The organism is Petrotoga sibirica DSM 13575 (assembly GCF_002924625.1).
Lineage (GTDB): Bacteria > Thermotogota > Thermotogae > Petrotogales > Petrotogaceae > Petrotoga > Petrotoga sibirica.
Map to the genome: position 1 here is coordinate 73,906 of NZ_JAHC01000008.1, position 20,794 is coordinate 94,699.

Annotated in this window: 18 protein-coding genes; 10 read left to right on the top strand and 8 right to left on the bottom strand. The window is 31.2% G+C overall.

Annotated elements, in window-relative coordinates:
* Positions 1-22: 22 nt before the first annotated feature.
* On the bottom strand, positions 23-1,834 hold the full coding sequence (locus tag AA80_RS02370; protein WP_103876236.1) for an LVIVD repeat-containing protein: 1,812 nt from the start codon (positions 1,832-1,834) through the stop codon (positions 23-25).
* 207 nt (positions 1,835-2,041) lie between these two features.
* Between AA80_RS02370 and AA80_RS02375 the strand changes: the two genes are divergently transcribed.
* Positions 2,042-2,506, top strand: coding sequence for a chemotaxis protein CheW (locus tag AA80_RS02375; protein WP_103876237.1), 465 nt, complete (start codon positions 2,042-2,044; stop codon positions 2,504-2,506).
* A gap of 72 nt (positions 2,507-2,578) precedes the next feature.
* Here the strand turns inward: AA80_RS02375 and AA80_RS02380 are convergent, their stop codons facing one another.
* Genes AA80_RS02380 through AA80_RS02410 form a run of 7 tightly spaced genes read right to left on the bottom strand, consistent with a single transcriptional unit; the run spans position 2,579 to position 7,850 of the window.
* Complete coding sequence (locus AA80_RS02380) at positions 2,579-2,947, bottom strand: cupin domain-containing protein (protein ID WP_103876238.1); 369 nt, start codon at positions 2,945-2,947, stop codon at positions 2,579-2,581.
* Between the two features lie 24 nt (positions 2,948-2,971).
* Positions 2,972-3,238, bottom strand: coding sequence for a carbon storage regulator (locus AA80_RS02385; RefSeq protein ID WP_103876239.1), 267 nt, complete (start codon positions 3,236-3,238; stop codon positions 2,972-2,974).
* 2 nt (positions 3,239-3,240) lie between these two features.
* Positions 3,241-3,714 carry a flagellar assembly protein FliW gene (fliW, locus tag AA80_RS02390; protein WP_103876240.1) on the bottom strand — a complete coding sequence of 158 codons (474 nt, stop codon included), beginning with the start codon at positions 3,712-3,714 and terminating at the stop codon, positions 3,241-3,243.
* A gap of 17 nt (positions 3,715-3,731) precedes the next feature.
* The gene (flgL, locus tag AA80_RS02395; RefSeq protein ID WP_103876241.1) at positions 3,732-4,628 is read right to left on the bottom strand and encodes a flagellar hook-associated protein FlgL; all 897 of its coding nucleotides are present in this window, start codon (positions 4,626-4,628) and stop codon (positions 3,732-3,734) included.
* Between the two features lie 42 nt (positions 4,629-4,670).
* On the bottom strand, positions 4,671-7,070 hold the full coding sequence (gene flgK, locus AA80_RS02400; protein ID WP_243830546.1) for a flagellar hook-associated protein FlgK: 2,400 nt from the start codon (positions 7,068-7,070) through the stop codon (positions 4,671-4,673).
* A 10-nt stretch (positions 7,071-7,080) separates the two neighbouring features.
* Positions 7,081-7,575 (bottom strand): hypothetical protein, encoded by a 495-nt coding sequence (locus AA80_RS02405; RefSeq protein WP_103876243.1) that lies wholly within the window; start codon positions 7,573-7,575, stop codon positions 7,081-7,083.
* Positions 7,576-7,580: 5 nt separating this feature from the next.
* The gene (locus AA80_RS02410; RefSeq protein WP_103876244.1) at positions 7,581-7,850 is read right to left on the bottom strand and encodes a flagellar biosynthesis anti-sigma factor FlgM; all 270 of its coding nucleotides are present in this window, start codon (positions 7,848-7,850) and stop codon (positions 7,581-7,583) included.
* 260 nt (positions 7,851-8,110) lie between these two features.
* Between AA80_RS02410 and AA80_RS02415 the strand changes: the two genes are divergently transcribed.
* The 9 genes from AA80_RS02415 to AA80_RS02455 all read left to right on the top strand — a co-directional run bounded on the left by AA80_RS02415 (position 8,111) and on the right by AA80_RS02455 (position 20,553).
* Complete coding sequence (locus tag AA80_RS02415) at positions 8,111-8,761, top strand: peroxiredoxin (protein WP_103876245.1); 651 nt, start codon at positions 8,111-8,113, stop codon at positions 8,759-8,761.
* A gap of 119 nt (positions 8,762-8,880) precedes the next feature.
* On the top strand, positions 8,881-9,954 hold the full coding sequence (locus AA80_RS02420) for a M24 family metallopeptidase (protein ID WP_103876246.1): 1,074 nt from the start codon (positions 8,881-8,883) through the stop codon (positions 9,952-9,954).
* Between the two features lie 220 nt (positions 9,955-10,174).
* Entirely contained in the window at positions 10,175-10,756 is a 582-nt protein-coding gene (locus AA80_RS02425) for a cyclodeaminase/cyclohydrolase family protein (protein ID WP_103876247.1), read from the top strand.
* Positions 10,756-11,892, top strand: coding sequence for a tRNA guanosine(34) transglycosylase Tgt (gene tgt, locus AA80_RS02430; RefSeq protein WP_103876248.1), 1,137 nt, complete (start codon positions 10,756-10,758; stop codon positions 11,890-11,892). Before AA80_RS02425 ends, tgt begins: the two co-directional genes overlap by 1 nt.
* A gap of 31 nt (positions 11,893-11,923) precedes the next feature.
* Positions 11,924-12,280, top strand: coding sequence for a hypothetical protein (locus AA80_RS02435; protein ID WP_103876249.1), 357 nt, complete (start codon positions 11,924-11,926; stop codon positions 12,278-12,280).
* Between the two features lie 84 nt (positions 12,281-12,364).
* A complete protein-coding gene (locus tag AA80_RS02440) occupies positions 12,365-12,751 on the top strand; it encodes a VanZ family protein (protein ID WP_103876250.1) in 387 nt (128 codons plus the stop codon).
* Between the two features lie 40 nt (positions 12,752-12,791).
* Positions 12,792-14,582: a tetratricopeptide repeat protein gene (locus AA80_RS02445; protein ID WP_103876251.1), complete on the top strand. Its 1,791-nt coding sequence runs from the start codon at positions 12,792-12,794 to the stop codon at positions 14,580-14,582.
* A 36-nt stretch (positions 14,583-14,618) separates the two neighbouring features.
* Entirely contained in the window at positions 14,619-17,348 is a 2,730-nt protein-coding gene (locus AA80_RS02450; protein WP_103876252.1) for a hypothetical protein, read from the top strand.
* Between the two features lie 37 nt (positions 17,349-17,385).
* Positions 17,386-20,553 carry a hypothetical protein gene (locus AA80_RS02455; RefSeq protein WP_103876253.1) on the top strand — a complete coding sequence of 1,056 codons (3,168 nt, stop codon included), beginning with the start codon at positions 17,386-17,388 and terminating at the stop codon, positions 20,551-20,553.
* The last annotated feature ends 241 nt before the right edge of the window (positions 20,554-20,794 follow it).

Sequence of the window (20,794 nt, forward strand, 5' to 3'; positions counted from 1 at the left end):
TAAATTTACGAAAAATTCAACATCAAAAAATGATATTTTTAGCGGTGAAAATATTTACAACAATTTCTTCATCAACTAGTTGAAGCTTGTCTGTAATATTATATCTCGTTATTCCTTTTGAAGAGTAAGAAATATAGAGATATCCATCATTACAATCCATACTTAAAATTGGAAGATCTGAATTAATCGTTCTATTCAAACCAAAATTTGACACTTCAACAATAGTCAAATGAGAGCCTACAGAATAAAATATATATTTTTCATTCAGCATAATTATATCGGGAGAATAATCAAAACTAAAATAATCGATAATGTTAAAATTAAAGTCTGTTCGAAAGACTCCTTTTTCCGTTAAAAGGATAAATCCATCAGAAGTGGAAAGAATTTGATCAATATAATCTTTGGAATAAAATTTAAAGCTACTTTTTCCAGTCAAAAAGTTAAACTCTGTTATCTTATCTCCCACCGCTATATACGCAAGGTTATCAATAACTTCTATATCTTGAGCCATTCCTATAAACACCTTTGTTCCATCAAAGAAAGAGTATATATTCTCTTGGGCAATAACGAATATACCTTCTTGTGTTTCTTTTATACCTATGATGTTTTCAGGAAAACTTTTGGTGGTTGTATTCTTGGCATCATAAAAATTGACTATATTTCCACTGAGTTCGTAAAAGCCTTTCTTGCTTTTTATCAAACTTCCAGTATATCTTTTCTCCCATAATTTCTCTTTTTGTTTATCTAGATAAACTATCTTTCCTCCCTCATCAATTAACACCCCTGACTCTAATACAACAAAATCATCAATAGAGCCAACTGTATTAATATACTTAAGTAATTTTTTAGTATTTAGGTCATAAATATACAGACCATCTTCGTTATTTGTTAAGTATATATACCCATCATTTACCAAAATATTTGGTCTAAAAAATTGCCCGGTGATAATTTCTTGAGTTTCTAATGATTTCAAATTTCTTTTATATATACCATTATTAGTAGAAAAGTACAGGGAATCATCCAGTAATTGTATAGAATAAGCTTCGTAGTTCCATATATACAATGGTTTCAAATCATATTTTGGAGTATTGATCAAATCTTTCATTTTAAATATATGTATACCCAATAAATCATCATTCAACATAAAAAAATCATTATTAAAACTAATCATTCTAGGTGATATCAACTGATCATAAAAGTTAAGCTCTTCAAGAGTTTGATTTTCGTTGATTTGATAGACCTTCATTCCTAAACCTGGACCAATTATAAATAAATACTTTTCAAACATTTCAACTTGGGTTACCATACCTGGTAAACGAATATGCTCTTTTAATCTTATATATACTTTATCTTTCAGATCAAAGCTTATCAAGCCATTTTCACCATCAGCAACAAATAATAATTCTCCATTCGTCGTAACAGATAAAGAATCCCCAAAAGTGGAGTAAGAATTTAATAAGGCAACTCTTTGCGGATCCGAAAAATCATAAATTTTCAATCCCTCTCTATCAACAAGATAAAGATAATCTCCATAAATTTGAGCATCGTTAACATAACTACCAGTCGTGACTGTAGCAATTATTTCTTTCTTTCCACCATCAAAAACATAAAATCCTTCATAACCTGCTACTATTACTCCATGTTTTGCATCTACTACTGAGGTAAGAATTTGCTCTTGAGCAAATGAATTAGTGACATCTTTCCCTTGAGTAGTAGTTCCCTGAACCGCTCTTTCTTTTGCAATCCTGATGTAAAATATTACAATTGAAAGCATTATCAAAATCAAAACAATTAAGATAGCTAAAACAGTATAATTCTTACTGATTTTGTGCACGGGTTACACCCCAATGTAATAAAATTTTGAATAATTATAATTATAATTATAATTAAAATTATAACATATTTCTTTTTTTACACTTCTATTTAGCATAGAAACAACTTTTATTCTAAATACTTTTATGATATAATCTTTTAAAACTTACTGAATTAAAATTAAACATTTTTAGAAATAAAATTTTAATTTTAAAAAGGGGGAGTAAAAATGCCATCTGAGTTAAAAATAGTCACATTCAACATTGGTAAAGAAAGGTTTGGTCTCGATATTATGAATGTGGATGCCGTAATTGAGTATCAAGAGACCACTAAATTACCAAATGCCTCTGACTATTTTGAAGGTGTAATAAATTATCGAAATGAAGAAGTTTTACCTATCATCAATCTGAGAAGAAAATTTAAATTGCCCGACTTTGAAGACAAATCTTTTGCCAAAGTAATAGTTTTGAAAATCGATCAAAGACGTGTTGGAATAATGGTTGACGATGTGAAAAACGTTAGAAGTATCGACCCAAATTTAATAAACGAAAAACCTAATATAGGTGGAATGCGTGGAGCTGATTTTATAAGCGGCATAGCACGTTTAGAAGATGGTATGTTAGTAATATTAGATATAGATAAACTGTTAACTGAAGAAGAAAAGATTGCTATAGACGAAGTTATAAGCAATTAGAGTTGTTTCTATAAAGCAAACAAAAAGTGGCGATATATTTATTTTATATTACGCCACTTTTTTATGAAAAATTCATTCTTCATCCGCAGAGGTTGGAATGACACAAATAAATTCTAGCTCTTCATCCCCTGCGTTCTTTAATTGGTGCTCTATACCTCCGGGAACGAAAATAAAACTTCCAGCTTCTACTATATTATATTTTTCTCCATCATAAACCTCTGCCTTACCTTTAACTATAAATATCTCATGTTCCCATCTATGAGAATGCCGTGGAGAATACCCACCTGGTTTAACGGTAAATAACCTCATAACAAAATTAGGAGCTCCATAGTTACTTTTCCCTATTAATATTCTTTTTTCAACATCTTTAGTCATTTCATTATTTATTATTAAAGGTTTAACTTCCTTTGCTTTACCTATTATTGCTCTTTTTTGGTCCATATTCAATTTTCTCCTCCCTAATGCCTAAGTATTTTGTTTTTTATCTTTTTTTACTAGTTTTGGGATAGTGGTTTTTATTTTTCCCAACCTGTTAACATCGCTTTCCAATGCGGCTTTATTCTGCTTTACGATTTCTTCATACATTTCTTCACGATAAATTTTTATATCTTTAGGTGCCTCAAAACCGATTTTTATACTTCCATTATTTTGTTCAAGCATAATAAGCTTTATTTTTCTATTTCCTGCTTGTATTACGATGGATTGGCCTATTTTTCTAGATAATATTAACAAATCTATTCACCATCTTTTTGAGCAGATAGTATAACCTTACTTCTTTCCAATTCTTCCTTCAAAAGATGTCTAATTTTGTATTCTTCGCTTTCGATTAAATATTGTACACCTTTATGATTTTTTTGCGAAATAATAATTGGGGCAGCTAAATTTATAGTTATTTCATCTTCTTTTTCTGGTATAGTTAATATACTTAAGATTATAGCTTCTTCTGTCTTATCTAATTCCAAGTATTCTGTTAAATCTTGGGGAAGGGTAAACTGATAATCGTTTCTTATAAGCTGAGGAAAAGTAACTGGAAAAGCTACATTTTTTTCTTCTAGTGAAGCTAACCACATGATGGGATATGTATCTTCAGGTTCTAGTAAAACAAACTGTTTAAGATCTTCAAAGCCAGGAATCCCATACTCAAAAATTATCGTTCTCTCAGTATCTATTTTAACACTTCCTAACTTCGTTTCATACTCTTTTATCATTTTTTTGGAAAACCTCCTTATAGAAAATCTGCCAAAGTTGGAGGAATAATATTACCAGCTGCTTTTAAAGCAGCTTGTAAGACATTTTGCTGAGTTGCCAATTCCATTATAACTTGTGCGATATCAGCGTCAGCTTCATTGGATAAAAATTCTGTTGAAAAAGTATTAAAGACCTCCATTCTATTTGAAGTCATTTCTAAAACTCGTTGAGTAGCACCAACTTCAGCTAAATTCTTTAACGATTTACCTTGTATTTCTTCGATATTTCCTAACTCATTTTGAATTGAAGTATTATCTCCCGATTTTATGGCATCTGACAATCTTTTGACTATACCAAAAACAGAGGCACCACTATCAGTTACAAAAACATCATAAACTGTTTTACCGTATTCTATATCTTGTCCTCCAATGGATATCTTTTGCCTAATATTTGCTTGTGGAGGTAATATTATTTTAAAATTACCTTCGCCATCTATTTCCACGACTTTTTGATTGTTTTTGGCTCCTCCAAACACATAGTTTCCAGAAATTTCTGTATTTGCTATAGAAACTAGTTGTTCATTTATCTTGTTGAGTTCTTCTGTTATAGCGACTCTATCATCGTCACTTAATGTATCGTTTGCCCCTCTAACAGCAAGCTCTTTAATTCTAAGATATATTGAGCTCACTTCCTGTAATGCTGTATCATACATATTCACATAATTTTGGGCTGTTTCCACATTAGTTTTGTAACGTTCAACTTTTCTCAAACGACTATCTAAATTTGAAATTCTTGTAGCAACAGATGCATTATCTGATGGGTATCGAACTTTCTTTCCAGAAGTTAATTGAGAATTTAAATCACTATATTTCCTTAAAACATTTTGGATATCGATAAGTGTTCTACTACTTAAAAGATTCTCAGTGATTCTCATGTTTTTCCCTCCTCACCGATCAAACAAGTACTGTATGGCATATTATCGTACACCTAAGTTGTTAATAACCGTCTCCATCATTTGATTTACCGCTGTAATAACTCTGGCAGAAGCATTAAAAGCCTGCTGATACTTGACAAGGTTAGTCATCTCTTCATCGATAGAAACCCCCATCACTCTTTCTTTTTCAAGACTGATTTCACTATTCAACATTTCACTGTTTAGCCTCATTTTATCAGCGGTTTCACCCTTAACTCCTATATCGGTAACAATATTTCCCAAAAAGTTTGAAAAACCAACCCTTCCATTATCTAATAAAGAATCACTATACAATTTTGATATCTCATCCCATACACTAACGTTTCCCGCCCCGGTTGGAGAATAATTAGTATCATAATAATAACCCAAGTCGGTTGCAAGTAAAGATGGATTCTCTTTTAAATTAGACGATACAGAAATTTGATTGACTATCCCTAACCCTTGATCTATTCTCAAAAGATCCGCCTTAGAAAACTTTTCATCTATTTGTTCTGGACTTGTATCTTGAGATATCAGAGTAACTATATTATTAGAACCATCTTCAATAAATCCTAATGCATTGAACAATTTCTCAGGCCCCTTTATAGTAACGTTCTTTAAGTCAAAATTGATTAAATTTCCAGCTCTCAAAACAAATGAACCATGTGGAGTAACAGAAGCGGTAACCCCGGTGTTTGTTGCGTTGATTTTGTCAGCCAAATCATAAATAGTGTCTTTAAGAGGGTTGATCTCTATTTTTCTTCCATTTATACTCATTTCTATTATTTTATTTGAACCTAATAAATTATTCAAAGTAGGTTGGGATGTATCTAAGGCATCCAGTGTAACTTTTTGTGCTTCCATTTGTGAAAGAGAACCGTCTACGTCATTTAAAACGATGGTATCCAAGTCTGCATTTGGAATTTCCGTGGTGGGAAGTATGTATATAAATCCATCAATTTCTTCTGCTTTCAAGTAACCTCCAGAATCACTGTTTATATTTAATACTAATTCAGTAGCATCGGAAAACTCTATAGTATAAGTCTCACCGGACATTTCAAATTCAAGTTTACCAGGTATAACTTTTGCAGAATCTATTTTGTATGCCTCAATTTCTTTTGTTGAAAAACCATATTCCCTGAGAAAATTTCCTTTTATATCAACTAGTAATTTATCTTGAAAACCAGAAGGATCATCAAAATAAATAGCTTTATTTGTTGAATCATATTTTATTAAGGTATTATCGGCATATTTAGAAGGAGAAGTTGCATAATAATCTACTGAGTAAATATCGAAATTATTTAAATCAATCGAAGGATCAGTATAATAAATTCTATGACTCGTGACGTATTGATTTGTGTCTGGATGAAATACGTCTGAATTTCCTGCTATCCTGAAAAGTCTTGAATCTTCAAAACCTCTTTGGGTACTTATATCACTGAAAAAGTTGGCTCCTGTTATAGTTCCTGTTGAATCCCACCCCTCCTTATAAATAAGATTAGTTGTATCAACTAAATACAAACCAAACTCATCGAGTTGTCGTTGATAAGAAGGGATGATTTCATCTCTCAATTCAAAAAGGGCTGACATTTTCCCATCGTTAAAAGTCAGTGGATTATTACCTACATAGGCGTAATATTCATCTTTTGTTCCTTCAATGGTTAAAGATTTTATCTCTTGATAACTACTTCCATTTAAAACTACTTTATCCCCCATACTCAAAGAAATTTGACCATTTGAATGACTTGTTATTCTTATATTGGAAAGTTCTGAGAGTTTATCCAACAATCTATCCCTTTCATCAAGCAAATCATTAGGAGAACCACTTATTGAGCTCGATGTTAATATCTTTTGATTTAAATCGGCAATCCTTTTCAAATAACCGTTTATTTCGCCTATTCTGATTTTTATTTCACTGTTTATATCACTTTTTAATTCTTCTAACCTATAGTTAATATCCTTCATAGTGTTTACTAACTCTTCTGCTCGAGATACAACCTGAGTTTTAGCAGCTTCGTTTGATGGATCAGTTTTCAACTCCTCGATTGATGCCCAGAAAGAATCATACATATTTCTCAAACCTGTTTCACCGGGCTCGCCAAATAATTGCTCAATATAATGCACATTAGAATATATATTTTCCCAATAATTCAAACGAGAAGAAGTTTCCCGAAATTGCAAATCTAAAAATTCGTCCCTCACTCGTTGAATATCGCTTACCGTAGAACCAGTTCCAAAAGATAAAGCTGCCCCTCCACTTCCGATCGTTGTTAAATTAATAGGGTTGGTAGTCACAATAACAGGACTCTGCCTGGAAAAGCCCTGAGTATTAGAATTAGAAATATTATGGGCAACAACGCTCATTGCGATTTTATTTGTATAAACCCCTAGCAAACCAGTGTTCAATAGGCCATTCAAAGTCATTGCGCACACGCTAACCCCTCCAACTTCTTGAAGTCAAATCTTTGTTCATTCTACTACCCTTTTGAGAGTAAGTTTTGCTGTTTGTAATCGATTCAGGATTCAAAATTTGATAAATAAAATTGTTCAGATTAGATTGAAATGAAATAATGTTGCTTAAAAGATCGATTTCACCTACTAATTCCTTTAAATTTTTAACAAGCTCTGAAAAAAGAAGGGCGATTTCATAGTCCCTCTTTGAAAAATAATTAATAATCGATTCTAATTTGTTCTCTATATTTTCTTCTAAACATAGGGTAGATATTAACTGTGCTCTTAAGTTCTCTACTTTTTTAAAGTTACTCGATAATTTTTCAATCGTCAAAAGGGTTGAATTAATCTCTTCGACCGATACTTTTTTTACTAAGCCTTCTCTTAGGTTATAAAAAGAGTTTTTTAACTCTATTAAACTGGCGTTCTCTTCATTTAATACATTTTTTATCGCTTCTAAATTATTAATGACGGTCACCCACTTTACTCAAACATTTTATTTACAATTTGGTCTACATTGATATTGTAAGAGCCGTTTTCAATAGATTCCTTCAGTTTCGATACAAGCTCTCGCCGAATTTCTGGTATCTTATTTGATAGTTCTATATACTTCTTTGATTCTCCTGTAATCTTATTAGCACTTTCTAGGCTTTTTGATTTTATCTGCCTCTTGAAAAAATCCTTATCAAGCTTTTTTTGATTTATTTTATCTAAATTCTTACCGCCAGCAGGATTGATATTGTTGATATCCATAATTTAGTCCCTCCTTTCAACAATTTGAACTCCATATTTATTATCGTCCACAATTATTATAACATTAGAATTTTGAAGCAAAATTATTATTTTCCAAAAACTTTTATACCTTGATAGCAATAATAAAGAAATATATACTTAAAAATTGCATTTAATTTTTTACTTGACTTTTCTACTTTTTCGATATATAATTTTTTTAGACAAACCTAAAAAATAGATATTTCAAAAATAAAAAATTATCAAATAGGAGGTAGGTAAATATGGAAGGAAGAATTCCTTTAATTGGAGAAAAGTTTCCTGAGATGAAAGTATTAACAACGGACGGTGTAAAAGAACTACCGAAAGATTACAAAGGAAAATGGTTGGTACTCTTCAGCCATCCAGGGGATTTTACACCCGTATGTACAACAGAATTTGTTGAATTTGCAAAAAAGCATGAAGATTTCAAAAAGATAAACACTGAACTTTTAGGGCTTTCAGTTGATGCTGTTTATTCACACATCAAATGGATGGAATGGATCAAAGATAACCTTGGTGTGGAAATTACTTTCCCAATAATAGCTGATACAATGGGAAGGGTAGCCTCAAGATTGGGAATGGTAGACCCAGAAAAAGGTTCTGCAACTGTTAGAGCGGTTTTCATTTTAGATCCTGAAGGAACTATTAGACTAATCATGTACTATCCTTCAGAAGTAGGAAGATACATCAATGAAATATACAGAGCTGTAAGGGCTCTACAATTGTCAGACAAAAACAAGGTAGTAACCCCAGCCAATTGGCCTGACAACTCAATACTTGGAAGTAAGGTAATAATTCCACCAGCATCAACTTATGCTGAAGCAATGAAGAGAAAAACATCAGCCGAAGAAGGATACGATTGGTGGCTAAAGATTAAGGAAGTTAAAGAATAACATTAACCCCAGCAAGTAGGAAGTTGAGAAGTTATTATCTGCTTCCTACTTTTTTATGATACAATTATGAATATAAATCGAATAAAATTAGACACTTTCCAGGGGAGGCATATTGAAGATTGCGTAAAGATAGGATAGAAAAACTTCTCAATAAGATGGTAAAAAATAATTTTCATCAAGCAATAATATCCTCACCACCTTCTCTTTACTATTTTTTACAAGAGTGGTTTGAACCCGGAGAAAGGTTGTTGGCATTATATGTAAATACTTCTGGCGAGGTTAAGTTGCTAGTCAATGAATTGTTCACGGTAAATACCGTTGATGAAGTAAATTTGATTAAATATTCTGATTCTGAAGATCCTATTAAGATGTTATCTTCTCTCATTGAAAAAGATAAACCATTAGGTATAGATGAAAGATGGGATGCTGGCTTTCTTTTGGATTTAATGGAAAATACTAAAGATTTATCCTTAAAACATCTTTCCCCAATAATCAGTGAATTAAGGATGGTAAAAGAAGCTGAAGAAATATCGTTAATGAGGTCCTCCTCTTTATTAAATGACACTGCTATGGAAAAGGTTATAGATCTTGTATCGGAGATGCTTCCAGAAAAATACTTAGCCAAAGCCATCAAAAATATCTTCGAAAAAGAAGGGGCCGATGGTGTTTCTTTTGAGCCTATAGTTGGATACGGCCAGAATACTTCTAATCCTCATCATATGCCCACTAATGCAAAGTTAAAAGATGGGGATGTTGTATTGATAGATATGGGTTGCATAAAAAATCATTATTGTTCAGATATGACAAGGACCGTCTTTTTTGGCAAACCTATTGAACCCATCAAAAACATCTATCAAATAGTATTAGAAGCCAATTTGAAAGCTACTGAAAAAATAAAGCCTGGTCTTAAGGCTTCTGAGATTGATTCCACTACGCGTAGTTATATAGAAAGCAAAGGATATGGCAAGTACTTCACCCATCGAACTGGACATGGTGTAGGGATAGAGGTTCATGAAAAACCTTACATATCTTCAAATAGCGAAGAAATTCTAATACCTGGTATGATCTTTTCAATAGAACCAGGAGTTTATTTACCAGGTGTTGGCGGGGTAAGGATAGAAGACCTGGTTTTGGTGACTGATGATGGTTGTGAAGTATTAAACAAGTATCCAAAAGATTTTTTGGTAATTTAATTACTTCCTATGCTTTGGATCAATTCTTCATAACTTATAGAGTAGGAGTCTTCTTACATCTATTTAAATAAAACCCTCCTCTTTATGCCGCACTCCCCCAGAAGATTATGGAAGAACTTCGTTAATCTCATTTTAATTTTCTTTCACACTAATTAACCCTAAAAGTATGGTATAATAAAAGTATAGATACTTTAATCATTTTGTGATGGGAGGTGGATGAATGTATAAAGATATGACTTTTGAGGAAATTTTAAATAAAATTTCATCCACAGATCCAGCTTCTGCTGGAGAAACTGTAACAGCTTTAGTAGGCGCTTTAGCGTCTGCACTGGGTTACATGGTGGCAAATTATACAATCTCCAATGGAAATGACAAAGATTATGAAAATACTCTAGAAGTAGCCTTAGAAAATCTTATAGATATCAAAGAAAAATTAATGGAATACGCCGAGGAAGCTTCTAAATATGCAGAAAGAATCAAGAATGTCAAGGAAGGAAAAGATAAGGACAATTTTTTAACAGCTGCCGCTTTTTTTTCTTTCAACGTAGCTAAATCTTGTTATAACATCCTAAAAAATTGCTTTACCCTTTACAAATATGGTAGCCCCGTCTTAAAACCCGAATCAAAAATTACTTGTTATTTAGCTTGGGCCGCTTTGAATTCGGCTATTATTTCTGTTGAAGCTAATTTAGAAAAAATAAAAGAGGCAGAAGTAAGAAAAAACCTTTTAAATGATATAATAGAGTTTAAAAATGAAGCAGATTCCTTGCTAAAAGAGTTGAAGGAGGAAATAAAAGGTTAATGGATGATTCGCCTATAAAATTCGAATTAATTCATACTGACAAATACACCGGGGCTAGGCGAGGACGTATTATCACAAAACACGGCACCATTGAAACACCGGTTTTTATGCCAGTTGGTACGAATGCAACGGTAAAAACTCTTACAAACTCATTATTAAATGATATCAATAGTGAGATAATATTAGCCAATGCTTTTCATCTTTACTTAAGACCCGGGTTAGAAATTCTTGAGCATTTTAAAGGTCTTCATAACTTCATGAACTGGGAAAAACCAATTTTGACAGATAGCGGAGGGTTTCAGGTATTTTCCTTACCAAATACTAAATTAACTGATGAAAAAGTAATTTTCAAATCTCCGCTGGATGGTTCTCAAATAGAGTTAACACCAGAAAAATCTCTGGATATACAAAAAGTAATTGGGTCGGACATTGCAATGGTTCTAGATGTATGTATAAACTCCTTATCTGGTTACGATGCTGTAAAAGATAGCGTGCAAAAAACTTTTAATTGGGCTTTAAGATCCAAACGATATCATAATAATAATCATAATAATGGGCAGGCATTATTCGGTATAGTTCAGGGAGGACTCTTTGAAGATTTAAGAGAACTCAGTTTATCCCAGATAACCTCTTTGGATTTTGACGGTTATGCATTGGGTGGATTAGCCGTAGGAGAAAAATACCAAGATTCTGAAAAGATTTTAAAAGCTTTTGGCAATAAATTGCCCGAAAACAAACCAAGGTACATAATGGGAATAGGTTCTCCCACGATGATGTTTCTATCTGTGGAAAACGGTATGGATATGTTCGATTGCGTCTTACCAACAAGAATGGGAAGGCACGGAACGGCACTAACATGGAAAGGAAAACTCAACTTAAAATCCTCACAGGTTAAATTTGACCAAAAACCCATTGATGAAGAATGCGATTGTTATACTTGTAAAAATCACTCTCGTGGTTATATACACCATCTTTTCAAAAAAGATGAGGTGCTCGGGAAAGTCCTTTTAAGCATTCATAATTTGCGATTCAACATATCGCTGGTAGAGAAAATGAGAGAAGCTATAGAAAATGACAATTTTAAATTTCTTAAAGACGAATTCTTTAAAAGTTCTACATATTCTTTAACTAATTAAAAATTAAAACACCAAAAAGGAGGGATCCCACGTGAAATCGTTTATAAAGTACTACAATGAAATCAAGCCATCTTACCAGAACAAATTAGACCTCACTAAAAAATTTCAAGAGATCCCCGATCTCTTTTCAGAAAGTGTAAGTAAGTTACTAGAAAACATTTACGGAGAAGATAAAGTAGATAGAAAACTTATAGAAAGTTATATAGGATTTGTTCCAGATAAAGAGCCTTATTTTAAATTAAAAAAAGAACTGATAAATTTTTTAGGTGAAGATTGGACTGATAGTGATCTTCCAAGTATTTTAGAAAAAATGGCTAAAGCTGCCTATGCCAGATATAAACATATAATTGAAGATCATGATAGAACTGAAACATTTAGAATGGAATGAAAAATAGAGTTAACCAAAACTTGTCAAACCTGGGGCAGCCTCCCCAGGTTTATATGTTATAAATAAAAAGAGAAAGGTAGTCAAATGGTTGATAAAAAATATAAAGATATAAAAAAAATAAAAAATGTGTTTTGGAAAGTTTTGTTCTTTTTATATATAGTTTTTATTATATACCTTTCTATTTCTAAACCTATAATAAATTATATTAATTTCAAAGGGGAAGACAAAATAGTTCATTTTATCTCATACTTTTTGGGAGCCGATTTGTTCTTTATGGCATTCTTCAAAAAAAGTAAAAGAACTTATTTCATACTTTTTTTGATTTTTTTCCTTTTAGTTCCCGTATTAACTGAATATGCTCAAAAATTCAGTATTTATCATACATATAGCAATTTAGATATGGTTGCAAGTTATTTAGGAGCAGTTTGTGGTTTTATTTTTTTTGGTTTCAAATATAAAGCTTTCAATTAATTTGTTTAGATGTAGAGAAAAATGAAGAGGTGCGTTTCTTTTGAAAGAAGTAAAATATGCTATAGTTTACCTGAATATTGACCCCAATTATGCAAAGTTGAATAATCTTCCTGTAAAATTACCTATTTTAGCGGAAGATTTTCAAAAAGTAAGAAAAACCAATAAAATACCTTTGGATGTAATTATTAGAGGTTTAGAAGCTCAAATTGATATAGATAAAAACAACCAATATTACTTATCTTACTTGGTTTATTATTATTATGAAGCTTTTAAAAAATCCCTCAACGATACAGATTTTGAAAAAGCGAAGGAATTTTTAGATAAGGCAGGTAAAATTTATCCTGATTATAGATTGCATTTTTATACTGGATTATACTACAAAAAATTAGGAAATCTTGAACTCGCAGAATTACATTTAAAACAATCAATAAAAGAAAAGCCAAATTTTGCATATGGTTATTATGAACTTGGTAACCTCATGTATGAAAGAAACATCTATGATGAGGCGATAGAATATTACTCTAAATCTGTCGAACTTGAAAAGGACTTTACGTTAGGGTTTCTGAAAATGGCGGATGTATACATGGAAAATGGCAGATTCGAAGAAGCTATACCACTTCTACAAAAATGCATAGAGATCGATAAAAAATTTGTTCCCGCCTATGAAAGATTGGGTGTTGCTTTGAATATACATCAACGCTATAAAGATGCACACAAAGTCCACCAAAAAGCCTTAGAAATAGATAGCGATAGATATGAAATTTATTATAACGATGCTCATTCATTGGCTAGATTAGGAAACCACAATGAGGCAATAAAAGCCTTAGAAAAAGCCGCTTCCTTGAATGAAACAGATTATATACTTCACGAATTAGCTTTGGAATATAAAAACATGGGAAGATACTTACAAGCAATTGAAACAGAGGAAAAAGCTTTAAAATCAGCTTCAGAAGAAAATAAAGACCTTATTGTTTTAACTTTATTAAAACTCTATGTAATAATAGAAAATGAAGAACAAGTGGAAAAATATTTTGAAATTTTAAATTTGAATCCTGACTTTCACGCAGTTGCTGTTAATTTCAAAGTATTGTTCGAATTATCTCAAGGTAGAGTTGAAAGAGTGAAAGAAATATTGTTAAAAGAACCCATATCAAATTTTACCCTACTATTAGATAAATTAGACAGGTTAGATCTTTACGTTTCCAAACTGGAAGAATTTGCAGACAAAAATATTTCCGATTCAATATTTGAAAGTATAGACGAATTGGGAAATATCGACCCTTTTTCTTTGTCGGAACGTCTAGCAACCAACGGAATAAAGCGCCCTTTCGTTAGCTGGTTGAAAGAGAGCTCGATAGAACCAAAGTTATATCCAGATGGTGTTGAATTACTCACGAACAGTCTACTTCTTTCTGGCTTTAATTATGGCCTATCGGAAAGAGTAGCAACAGCTATATCACAGTTTCTTTGGAAAGATGGAGATGGGTTAGCTTTCGGTAGATTACTTTTAAGATTCTACCAAGATAGAATCTTAGGAGAATCCTTATCTTTAGAACCTTTTATTCAAGAAAATGTAGAAGAAATCAAAGACATGTCTTTTACTTTTGCTCAAATATTTGCTAATTTCGAAGAACATTTGATGGATTTTGACTCGATAGTAGAGTTTAAAATAAATAATTTTAAAGATGCTTTAAAAGTTTTTTTGTCCATGTTTAGAATACAAAGTATGGCTGAAGAAATAACTTCAGTCAAATTCAAAGATCATAACACAAAAATTTTATCTTTATTCATAAATAATATTAACTCGATTTCTAACTCTTTTTTGCAGTAAATTTCCTACCAAAAATAACTTTTTAGAGGTGCTGCCATGAAAAATTATTCGTTAATATTTCTTGTAATTTTATTTTCCGCTATTTCTTTTGCTTTGAATATAAATATTCTCTCTCCACAAGAGGATGCCCAAAACGTAGACATAAGAACTTCTTTTAGATGGCAAACCATAGATGCGGAAGATAAAGAGCTCAGATATAGAATATACATATCTGAAGATCAAGATATAGATGAAAAAGATTTGAAATTGGAAAATATTTTTTCAAACTTTTATACCGGAGACGTCTTAAAGCCTGAAACAACTTATTACTGGAAAGTAGAAGGAGTTGATCAGGATGGAAACGTGTACTTCAGCAAAACGGCTAAATTTACCACAAGAAGTTTGCGTCCTGGAGATGCATATATTATCATATTTGAAGAGTTTGATAAAATTCTTCCTTTAAAGGATAACTTCCTCGGCATATCTAAAAACAAGGTTGAATTAATGAATACCAATAAAGTTATAGTTAAAACGGTTGATTTTGAACAAAATATTGAAAATGGATTTTTGACAAGTGAAACTGTTTTTCTAGTAACCCATAGTGGAACTTATATCTTCAACTATTCTTTAGAAAAAAAGGCACAATTGAACGTCAGGATTAAAGGTTTAGCAGGAGAAAATATATTTTACAGTAATGATGAAATCTTTTCTATAAACAATGATTTTCAAATACAAAAACAAATTGATTTCAACAACATTCAAAAAGCCTTAGTAAAAGAAGGTTATATCTATCTATTAATCGAGAATAATTTTATTAAATTGAATAGTAATTTTGAAACTGTTGAAAGTTTCAATTTTAACGACAAAACTTTCGATTTTGACTATCTTGAAATTCAAAATATGACTTTATTCCCTATATTGACTAATAATAATATTACACTCTTAGACACTAACCTGCAAAAAATATCGCAACTTGACTTTCAAATAGAAACTCAAAGATATCAAAGAAAAATATACACTTATTACGACAAAGTAGTTTTATTATCCGGTTCAAAAAATCTTCACTTTTATGATTCTGAATTAAATTTGATCAATACTTTTACCTATGATGAAAATTTCAATTATTTTGTTCCTGTTAACAAAGATAGATTCATATTAGTAGGAGAAAGTATTAAGTCCTTCGATTTGAAAGGAAGTTTAGTTTGGAATTACTCCACAATCAATAAATTCCAAATAATTGATGAACCCTTAGTATATGACAAAGGTTTATTGGTAGGGGTAAAAGACTTTCTAACTCGATTTTTAATACTTTACGATGATTTCGATTCTGAATATTATTTCACGAGATACATTAAGGAGAAAATGCCTTTAACCCAAACGATCGAAGAAGAAGAAGAAGAAGAGGAGGAGGAGGAGAAGGAAGAAATAGCGACACATCCATCAACAATAACCATCCAAGCCACGCCAATTACATCTGAGGCAACGGAGATAACGCCAGAACCCACTCAAACCATAACACCAGAACCAGTAGAAGAAGCTATTACAGAACCTTCTACTCCTGTAACTATAACCGTTGAACCTACTCCACTAACGTCACAGGCAACGGAGATAACACCAGAACCCACTCAAACCATAATACCAGTGCCAATAGAAGAGGCTATTACAGAACCCTCTACTCCTATAGATATACCCGTTGAACCTACTTCACTAACGTCTGAGGCGACAGAACTAACCAAAATATTCTTTAAAGATTTCGATGAATACATCTATGGAAGTTTGTACGATGGAGAAAACTTTTACCTTTACGGCTATGAAGGCAAAGCAGAAAATTGGGATGCAAAAACATGGAAAATTGACCCATATGGAAATATTTTAAACGAAAAGTCGTTACATGCAAATAATACAGACTTTTTTAGAGATGCCATACTCACTAAAGATTCTACCGATAACACTAAGAATATAATCTACGTTGGCGATACCCTCTCTTACGGCTTAAACGGTAATGTTTACATTGTTTCTATAAGTGAAGATGGTAGCGTTAATTATCAGATAGATTATGGAGATATCGGTAGAGATAGCGGTATAAGTATTAAAAACATAGACGAAGATAGTTACGCAGTAACGGGAAATTTGTTCATTAACAAAAAATTATCAGATATTTTCGTTTCAAAGTATTTAAACGACGGAACGAGAATCTGGACCAACAACTTTGGTGGCAACGACGTAGAAATTGCTTTAGATATTAAAAACTCTCAAGATCAAGGTTTTATGGTCTTTGGTGCCACAAGATCTTTTGGTGTAGGTGGTTTTGATGTATACGTTTTAAAAATTGACTACTATGGAAATATGAAATGGTCAAACGTATACGGGGATTCCAACGACAACATTCCCGTAGGGGTTATCAAAGAGGGTAGAAAACACTATGTATTATTTGAAACTTCATCAACACCTATGAGTTACGGAATTTTAGAGGTAGACGAATTAAATGGATTTGGATATTCTTTTGAATTTTCATTAGAAGGGTCGAACAAATTTTTAGGCTTTACTAAAATAGATGAAAAATACCTAGCATATGGTTATAGTATAGAAAATGGGAAAAAAGTCGGAATAATTTACGAAATAAATTTAGAAGAAGAAAAAGTCGAAAAATTAAACACGTACACACTCGATTCTGATTTTGAAATAATTAGTATATCAAAGCCTGAAAATCAAAACTCTATATATATCTTTGGAAACACAACCATCAATGGTATCAACAATATCGTATTAATTATGGATATATTATAATTTTTCCCGTGTTGTTTATTCAAAGGTGCTGATTAATATGAAAATATTAGAACCGGTTTTTAAGCCTCTCTTAATAAAACCATATCATCAATATAGAGAAAAGTTACTTAATTCTATGATCAATAATAAAAGTAAAAATTACATTATAATAAAAGCTCCTTCGGGATATGGTAAGAGCATTACTTTTAGTATGTATTTTAATACATTGAATGAACAAAAAGTATGGATTAGCTGCCCACAGAATTATTTTGATTTTGACACGTTCCTCAATCATCTAATCTATATATTGTTCAAAACAATAAATCTGAAAATATTTGAAGATGATTCACAAAATACTATTTCTTTTTTTACTGAAGAAGAAAAGGTTGTTGAACTATTAAACGGTTTTTCAAGTTATACGAAAGAAATATTTATATTTGTTGATTCCTTCGAAAATGTTGTTTTTGAAGGGAAAAATGAAAATCTTCTTAAATTGTTATTAAATTTCATACCCCAAAACGTTCATTTTCTTTTTACTACTAACCAAGAATTTCCGATTCATTTAACAAAATTTGCTATGGATAATAATGTTTACACTATTCAAGAAGATGAACTAAAATTTTCTTTTGATGAATTTAAAAATTATATCAGCACAAAAAAAATTAATTTATCAGAAGAAAACTTGTTAGAGTTATACCAATTAACCGATGGAATACCAACCTATATTAATATTTTAACCACATACATAGAGACAACAGACCTAAAAAACTTTGATGAGCTTATAGATTCAGCAAAAAGAATAGATGAATATATAAACTTATTAACTGAAGTCTTATCAGAAGATTTAAGAGAGTATTTGAAAGTTTTCAGTTTAATGACTGAAATAGAACCAAAGATTTGTAAAGCATATTTCAACCTCAAAAACGATAAAAAAGTTCACGAGTCTTTTGAAAAGTTGTACGATTTAAACATGTTAGAAAAAAAGGATCCGCATTATTACTATATGAACGAAATATTCCGTCAAACGATCTCTAAAGGCATTGGAGAAAGAGAAAAAAACGAGATATGCCAGACGCTTTTTAGCATATATGAAAAAGAGCACGATTACTATGGGCAATTTCATTGCTTACTGAATATGAATGATTTAAAAAAAGCCTATAACTTCTTTCTCAATCATTCTGAGTTATTGATAAAAGATTTTTCAATCATAAAAAAATGGTTAGATTCAGTGCCTACCTCTTTTTTCACCAATAACATTGAATTGTACTATTATCGTGGTGTTATAGAAGAGAAATATTCCATGTTTGATGAAGCTCTTGCAGATTATAGAATGGTAAAAGATAACATTCATAAAATTTCCAACAAAAGTATTCTTGAGAATATAGACACACAAATAATAGGAATCTACTGGCATCAAGAAAAATATGAAAAGGTCATCGAAATGGGAAATGAATTGCTGAAAAGTATACCAAATGAAAATTACCAAAGCTTAACTTCCTTGTACAACCTATTGGGAACCAGTTATTCTAACCTTTCAAAATTAGGTGAAGGGAAAATATATTTGAACAAAGCTATGGAATTATGCGAACGGTTTAATTATACAGAAATGAAGCCATGGCTTCTTAACAACCTTGCTTACAATATTTTTCTAATCGAAGGAAATCTAGAAAGTTCGGAAAACTACTTCATTAAATCCTTAAAAAGTTTTGAGGATTTAAAAGATATATATGGGAAAGCACTTTTAAATGGGAATCTTACCGATTTTTATATTGAAACACAAAAATATGACAAAGCTAAAGAGCATCTCGAAGCCTTTGAAAACATATACTTGGAAACTAAAAACATCGCTTACCTTCCTGTCTTAAAAATCTTGCAAGCCAAGCTAGAAGTAGAAAAAAATGAATTACAACCTGCCCAAAAAAGTTTAAAGGAAGCTGAAAATTATTATTCAAGATCAAAATTTCTTCAAGCAAATTATTACTTCGTCCAATCCCAATATCTTTTAAAAAAAGGTGAACTTAAAGAATCTTTTTCAACAGTTGAAAAGGCAATAAAAATTGGCAAAACTATTTTCAACAAATATCAGATATTGAACTTTGAACTACAAGAAGTTCGATTATTGATACATTTAAAACAATTTGAAAAAGCCCTGCCATACATTGAAAAAATTATTCATGTAGCCAAAGAAGGGAAAGCAAAATTAATATTAACTCAAGCGTTACTCTTAAAATTGTTTTTAAGTAAATCATTCAATTTGTCTTCTTATAATGAAGATTTAAAAACATTTAACAAGTTATTATCAGATAACAATTACCAATTTATTCTCCAAAAATATCCCGAAATAACGAGCTTAATTGAAGATCTCATTGAAATTAATTTGGGACTTAAAATACCTTCCTTAGATACTTCATTTAAATTGAGATTCGAAGATGCCCAAGAAATCTCATATCTTGAATCAAAAAAAGCTTTATACCCTAAAATCTATCTCTTTGGTGAATTTAGATTGGTATGTGGTGATAAGGTTTTGACAATGAGAAAGGTTAGAAATCAAAAAGCGTTAGAACTTTTTAAATTTTTAACTTTGAATTATGATCAATGGATTATTCAAGATGTAATAATTGAAAACTTCTGGCCAAATTTACCTTTTGAAAAAAGTCGTCAAAGCTTATACGTAGCACTTCACGACATACGAAAGAGATTTCAAGAGTTTGGTTTGGTTGAGGAATACATACTTCAAAAAAATAAAAATTACAAATTCAATGTAAACAAGGTTTATTACTTGGATTACGAAGACTTTATCCTTCATTTTGAAGAAGGAAATAAATCGTTTAAAAACAAACAATACTTAAAAGCTAAAGAACATTATTTAAAGGCTAAGAAACTCTATTCCTATGGCCTTTTACCTTCTAATATTTACGACGATTGGGCAATCCCTAAGATAGAAGATGCTGAAAAATCTTATCTGTCAATACTAGCTATTTTGTATTCTTTAGAAAAAGAGAAAGACATTGAAATGGCAGAAAATTATTTAGACGAATACTTACGAATTGAGCCTTTCGCCGACGAAATGAACATTGAGTATATCAATCTTCTACTGAAAAAAGGTGAAAGAAAAAAGGCTTTGGATTATTACAAATATATCAACGAGTTGTACAAAAAAGAGTTAGGAACAGCTTTTAATTCAAAAGAAATAAGTTACTTTGTCAAAGAATTTCAAATTTATTAATCCTCTCCAAAAAAGTTGTTTTAGATTTTTTTTAGATCTCTTTACTAAAATCTAATAAACAACTTTTTATAAAAGGAGAGGATTTTAAATGAAGAAATTAAGCGTGTTCTTTATGATCTTAGCGATCGGTTTGCTCTTTGTAAGTTGCGCAAATCTACCTATCGGTGGGGATGGCACCGGAAATGACATAACCAATGATGTAATAATAAACACATTCATCGGTGCTATGGCTAACCGAATA

What these genes read in the sequence shown, in the direction of transcription:
- AA80_RS02375 (WP_103876237.1), top strand. Translation starts at nt 2,042, where the DNA reads ATGCCATCTGAGTTAAAAATAGTCACATTCAACATTGGTAAAGAAAGG.
- AA80_RS02380 (WP_103876238.1), bottom strand. Translation starts at nt 2,947, where the DNA reads ATGGACCAAAAAAGAGCAATAATAGGTAAAGCAAAGGAAGTTAAACCT.
- fliW (WP_103876240.1), bottom strand. Translation starts at nt 3,714, where the DNA reads ATGATAAAAGAGTATGAAACGAAGTTAGGAAGTGTTAAAATAGATACT.
- flgL (WP_103876241.1), bottom strand. Translation starts at nt 4,628, where the DNA reads ATGAGAATCACTGAGAATCTTTTAAGTAGTAGAACACTTATCGATATC.
- flgK (WP_243830546.1), bottom strand. Translation starts at nt 7,070, where the DNA reads ATGACTTTGAATGGCCTATTGAACACTGGTTTGCTAGGGGTTTATACA.
- AA80_RS02410 (WP_103876244.1), bottom strand. Translation starts at nt 7,850, where the DNA reads ATGGATATCAACAATATCAATCCTGCTGGCGGTAAGAATTTAGATAAA.
- AA80_RS02415 (WP_103876245.1), top strand. Translation starts at nt 8,111, where the DNA reads ATGGAAGGAAGAATTCCTTTAATTGGAGAAAAGTTTCCTGAGATGAAA.
- AA80_RS02425 (WP_103876247.1), top strand. Translation starts at nt 10,175, where the DNA reads ATGTATAAAGATATGACTTTTGAGGAAATTTTAAATAAAATTTCATCC.
- tgt (WP_103876248.1), top strand. Translation starts at nt 10,756, where the DNA reads ATGGATGATTCGCCTATAAAATTCGAATTAATTCATACTGACAAATAC.
- AA80_RS02440 (WP_103876250.1), top strand. Translation starts at nt 12,365, where the DNA reads ATGGTTGATAAAAAATATAAAGATATAAAAAAAATAAAAAATGTGTTT.
- AA80_RS02450 (WP_103876252.1), top strand. Translation starts at nt 14,619, where the DNA reads ATGAAAAATTATTCGTTAATATTTCTTGTAATTTTATTTTCCGCTATT.
- AA80_RS02455 (WP_103876253.1), top strand. Translation starts at nt 17,386, where the DNA reads ATGAAAATATTAGAACCGGTTTTTAAGCCTCTCTTAATAAAACCATAT.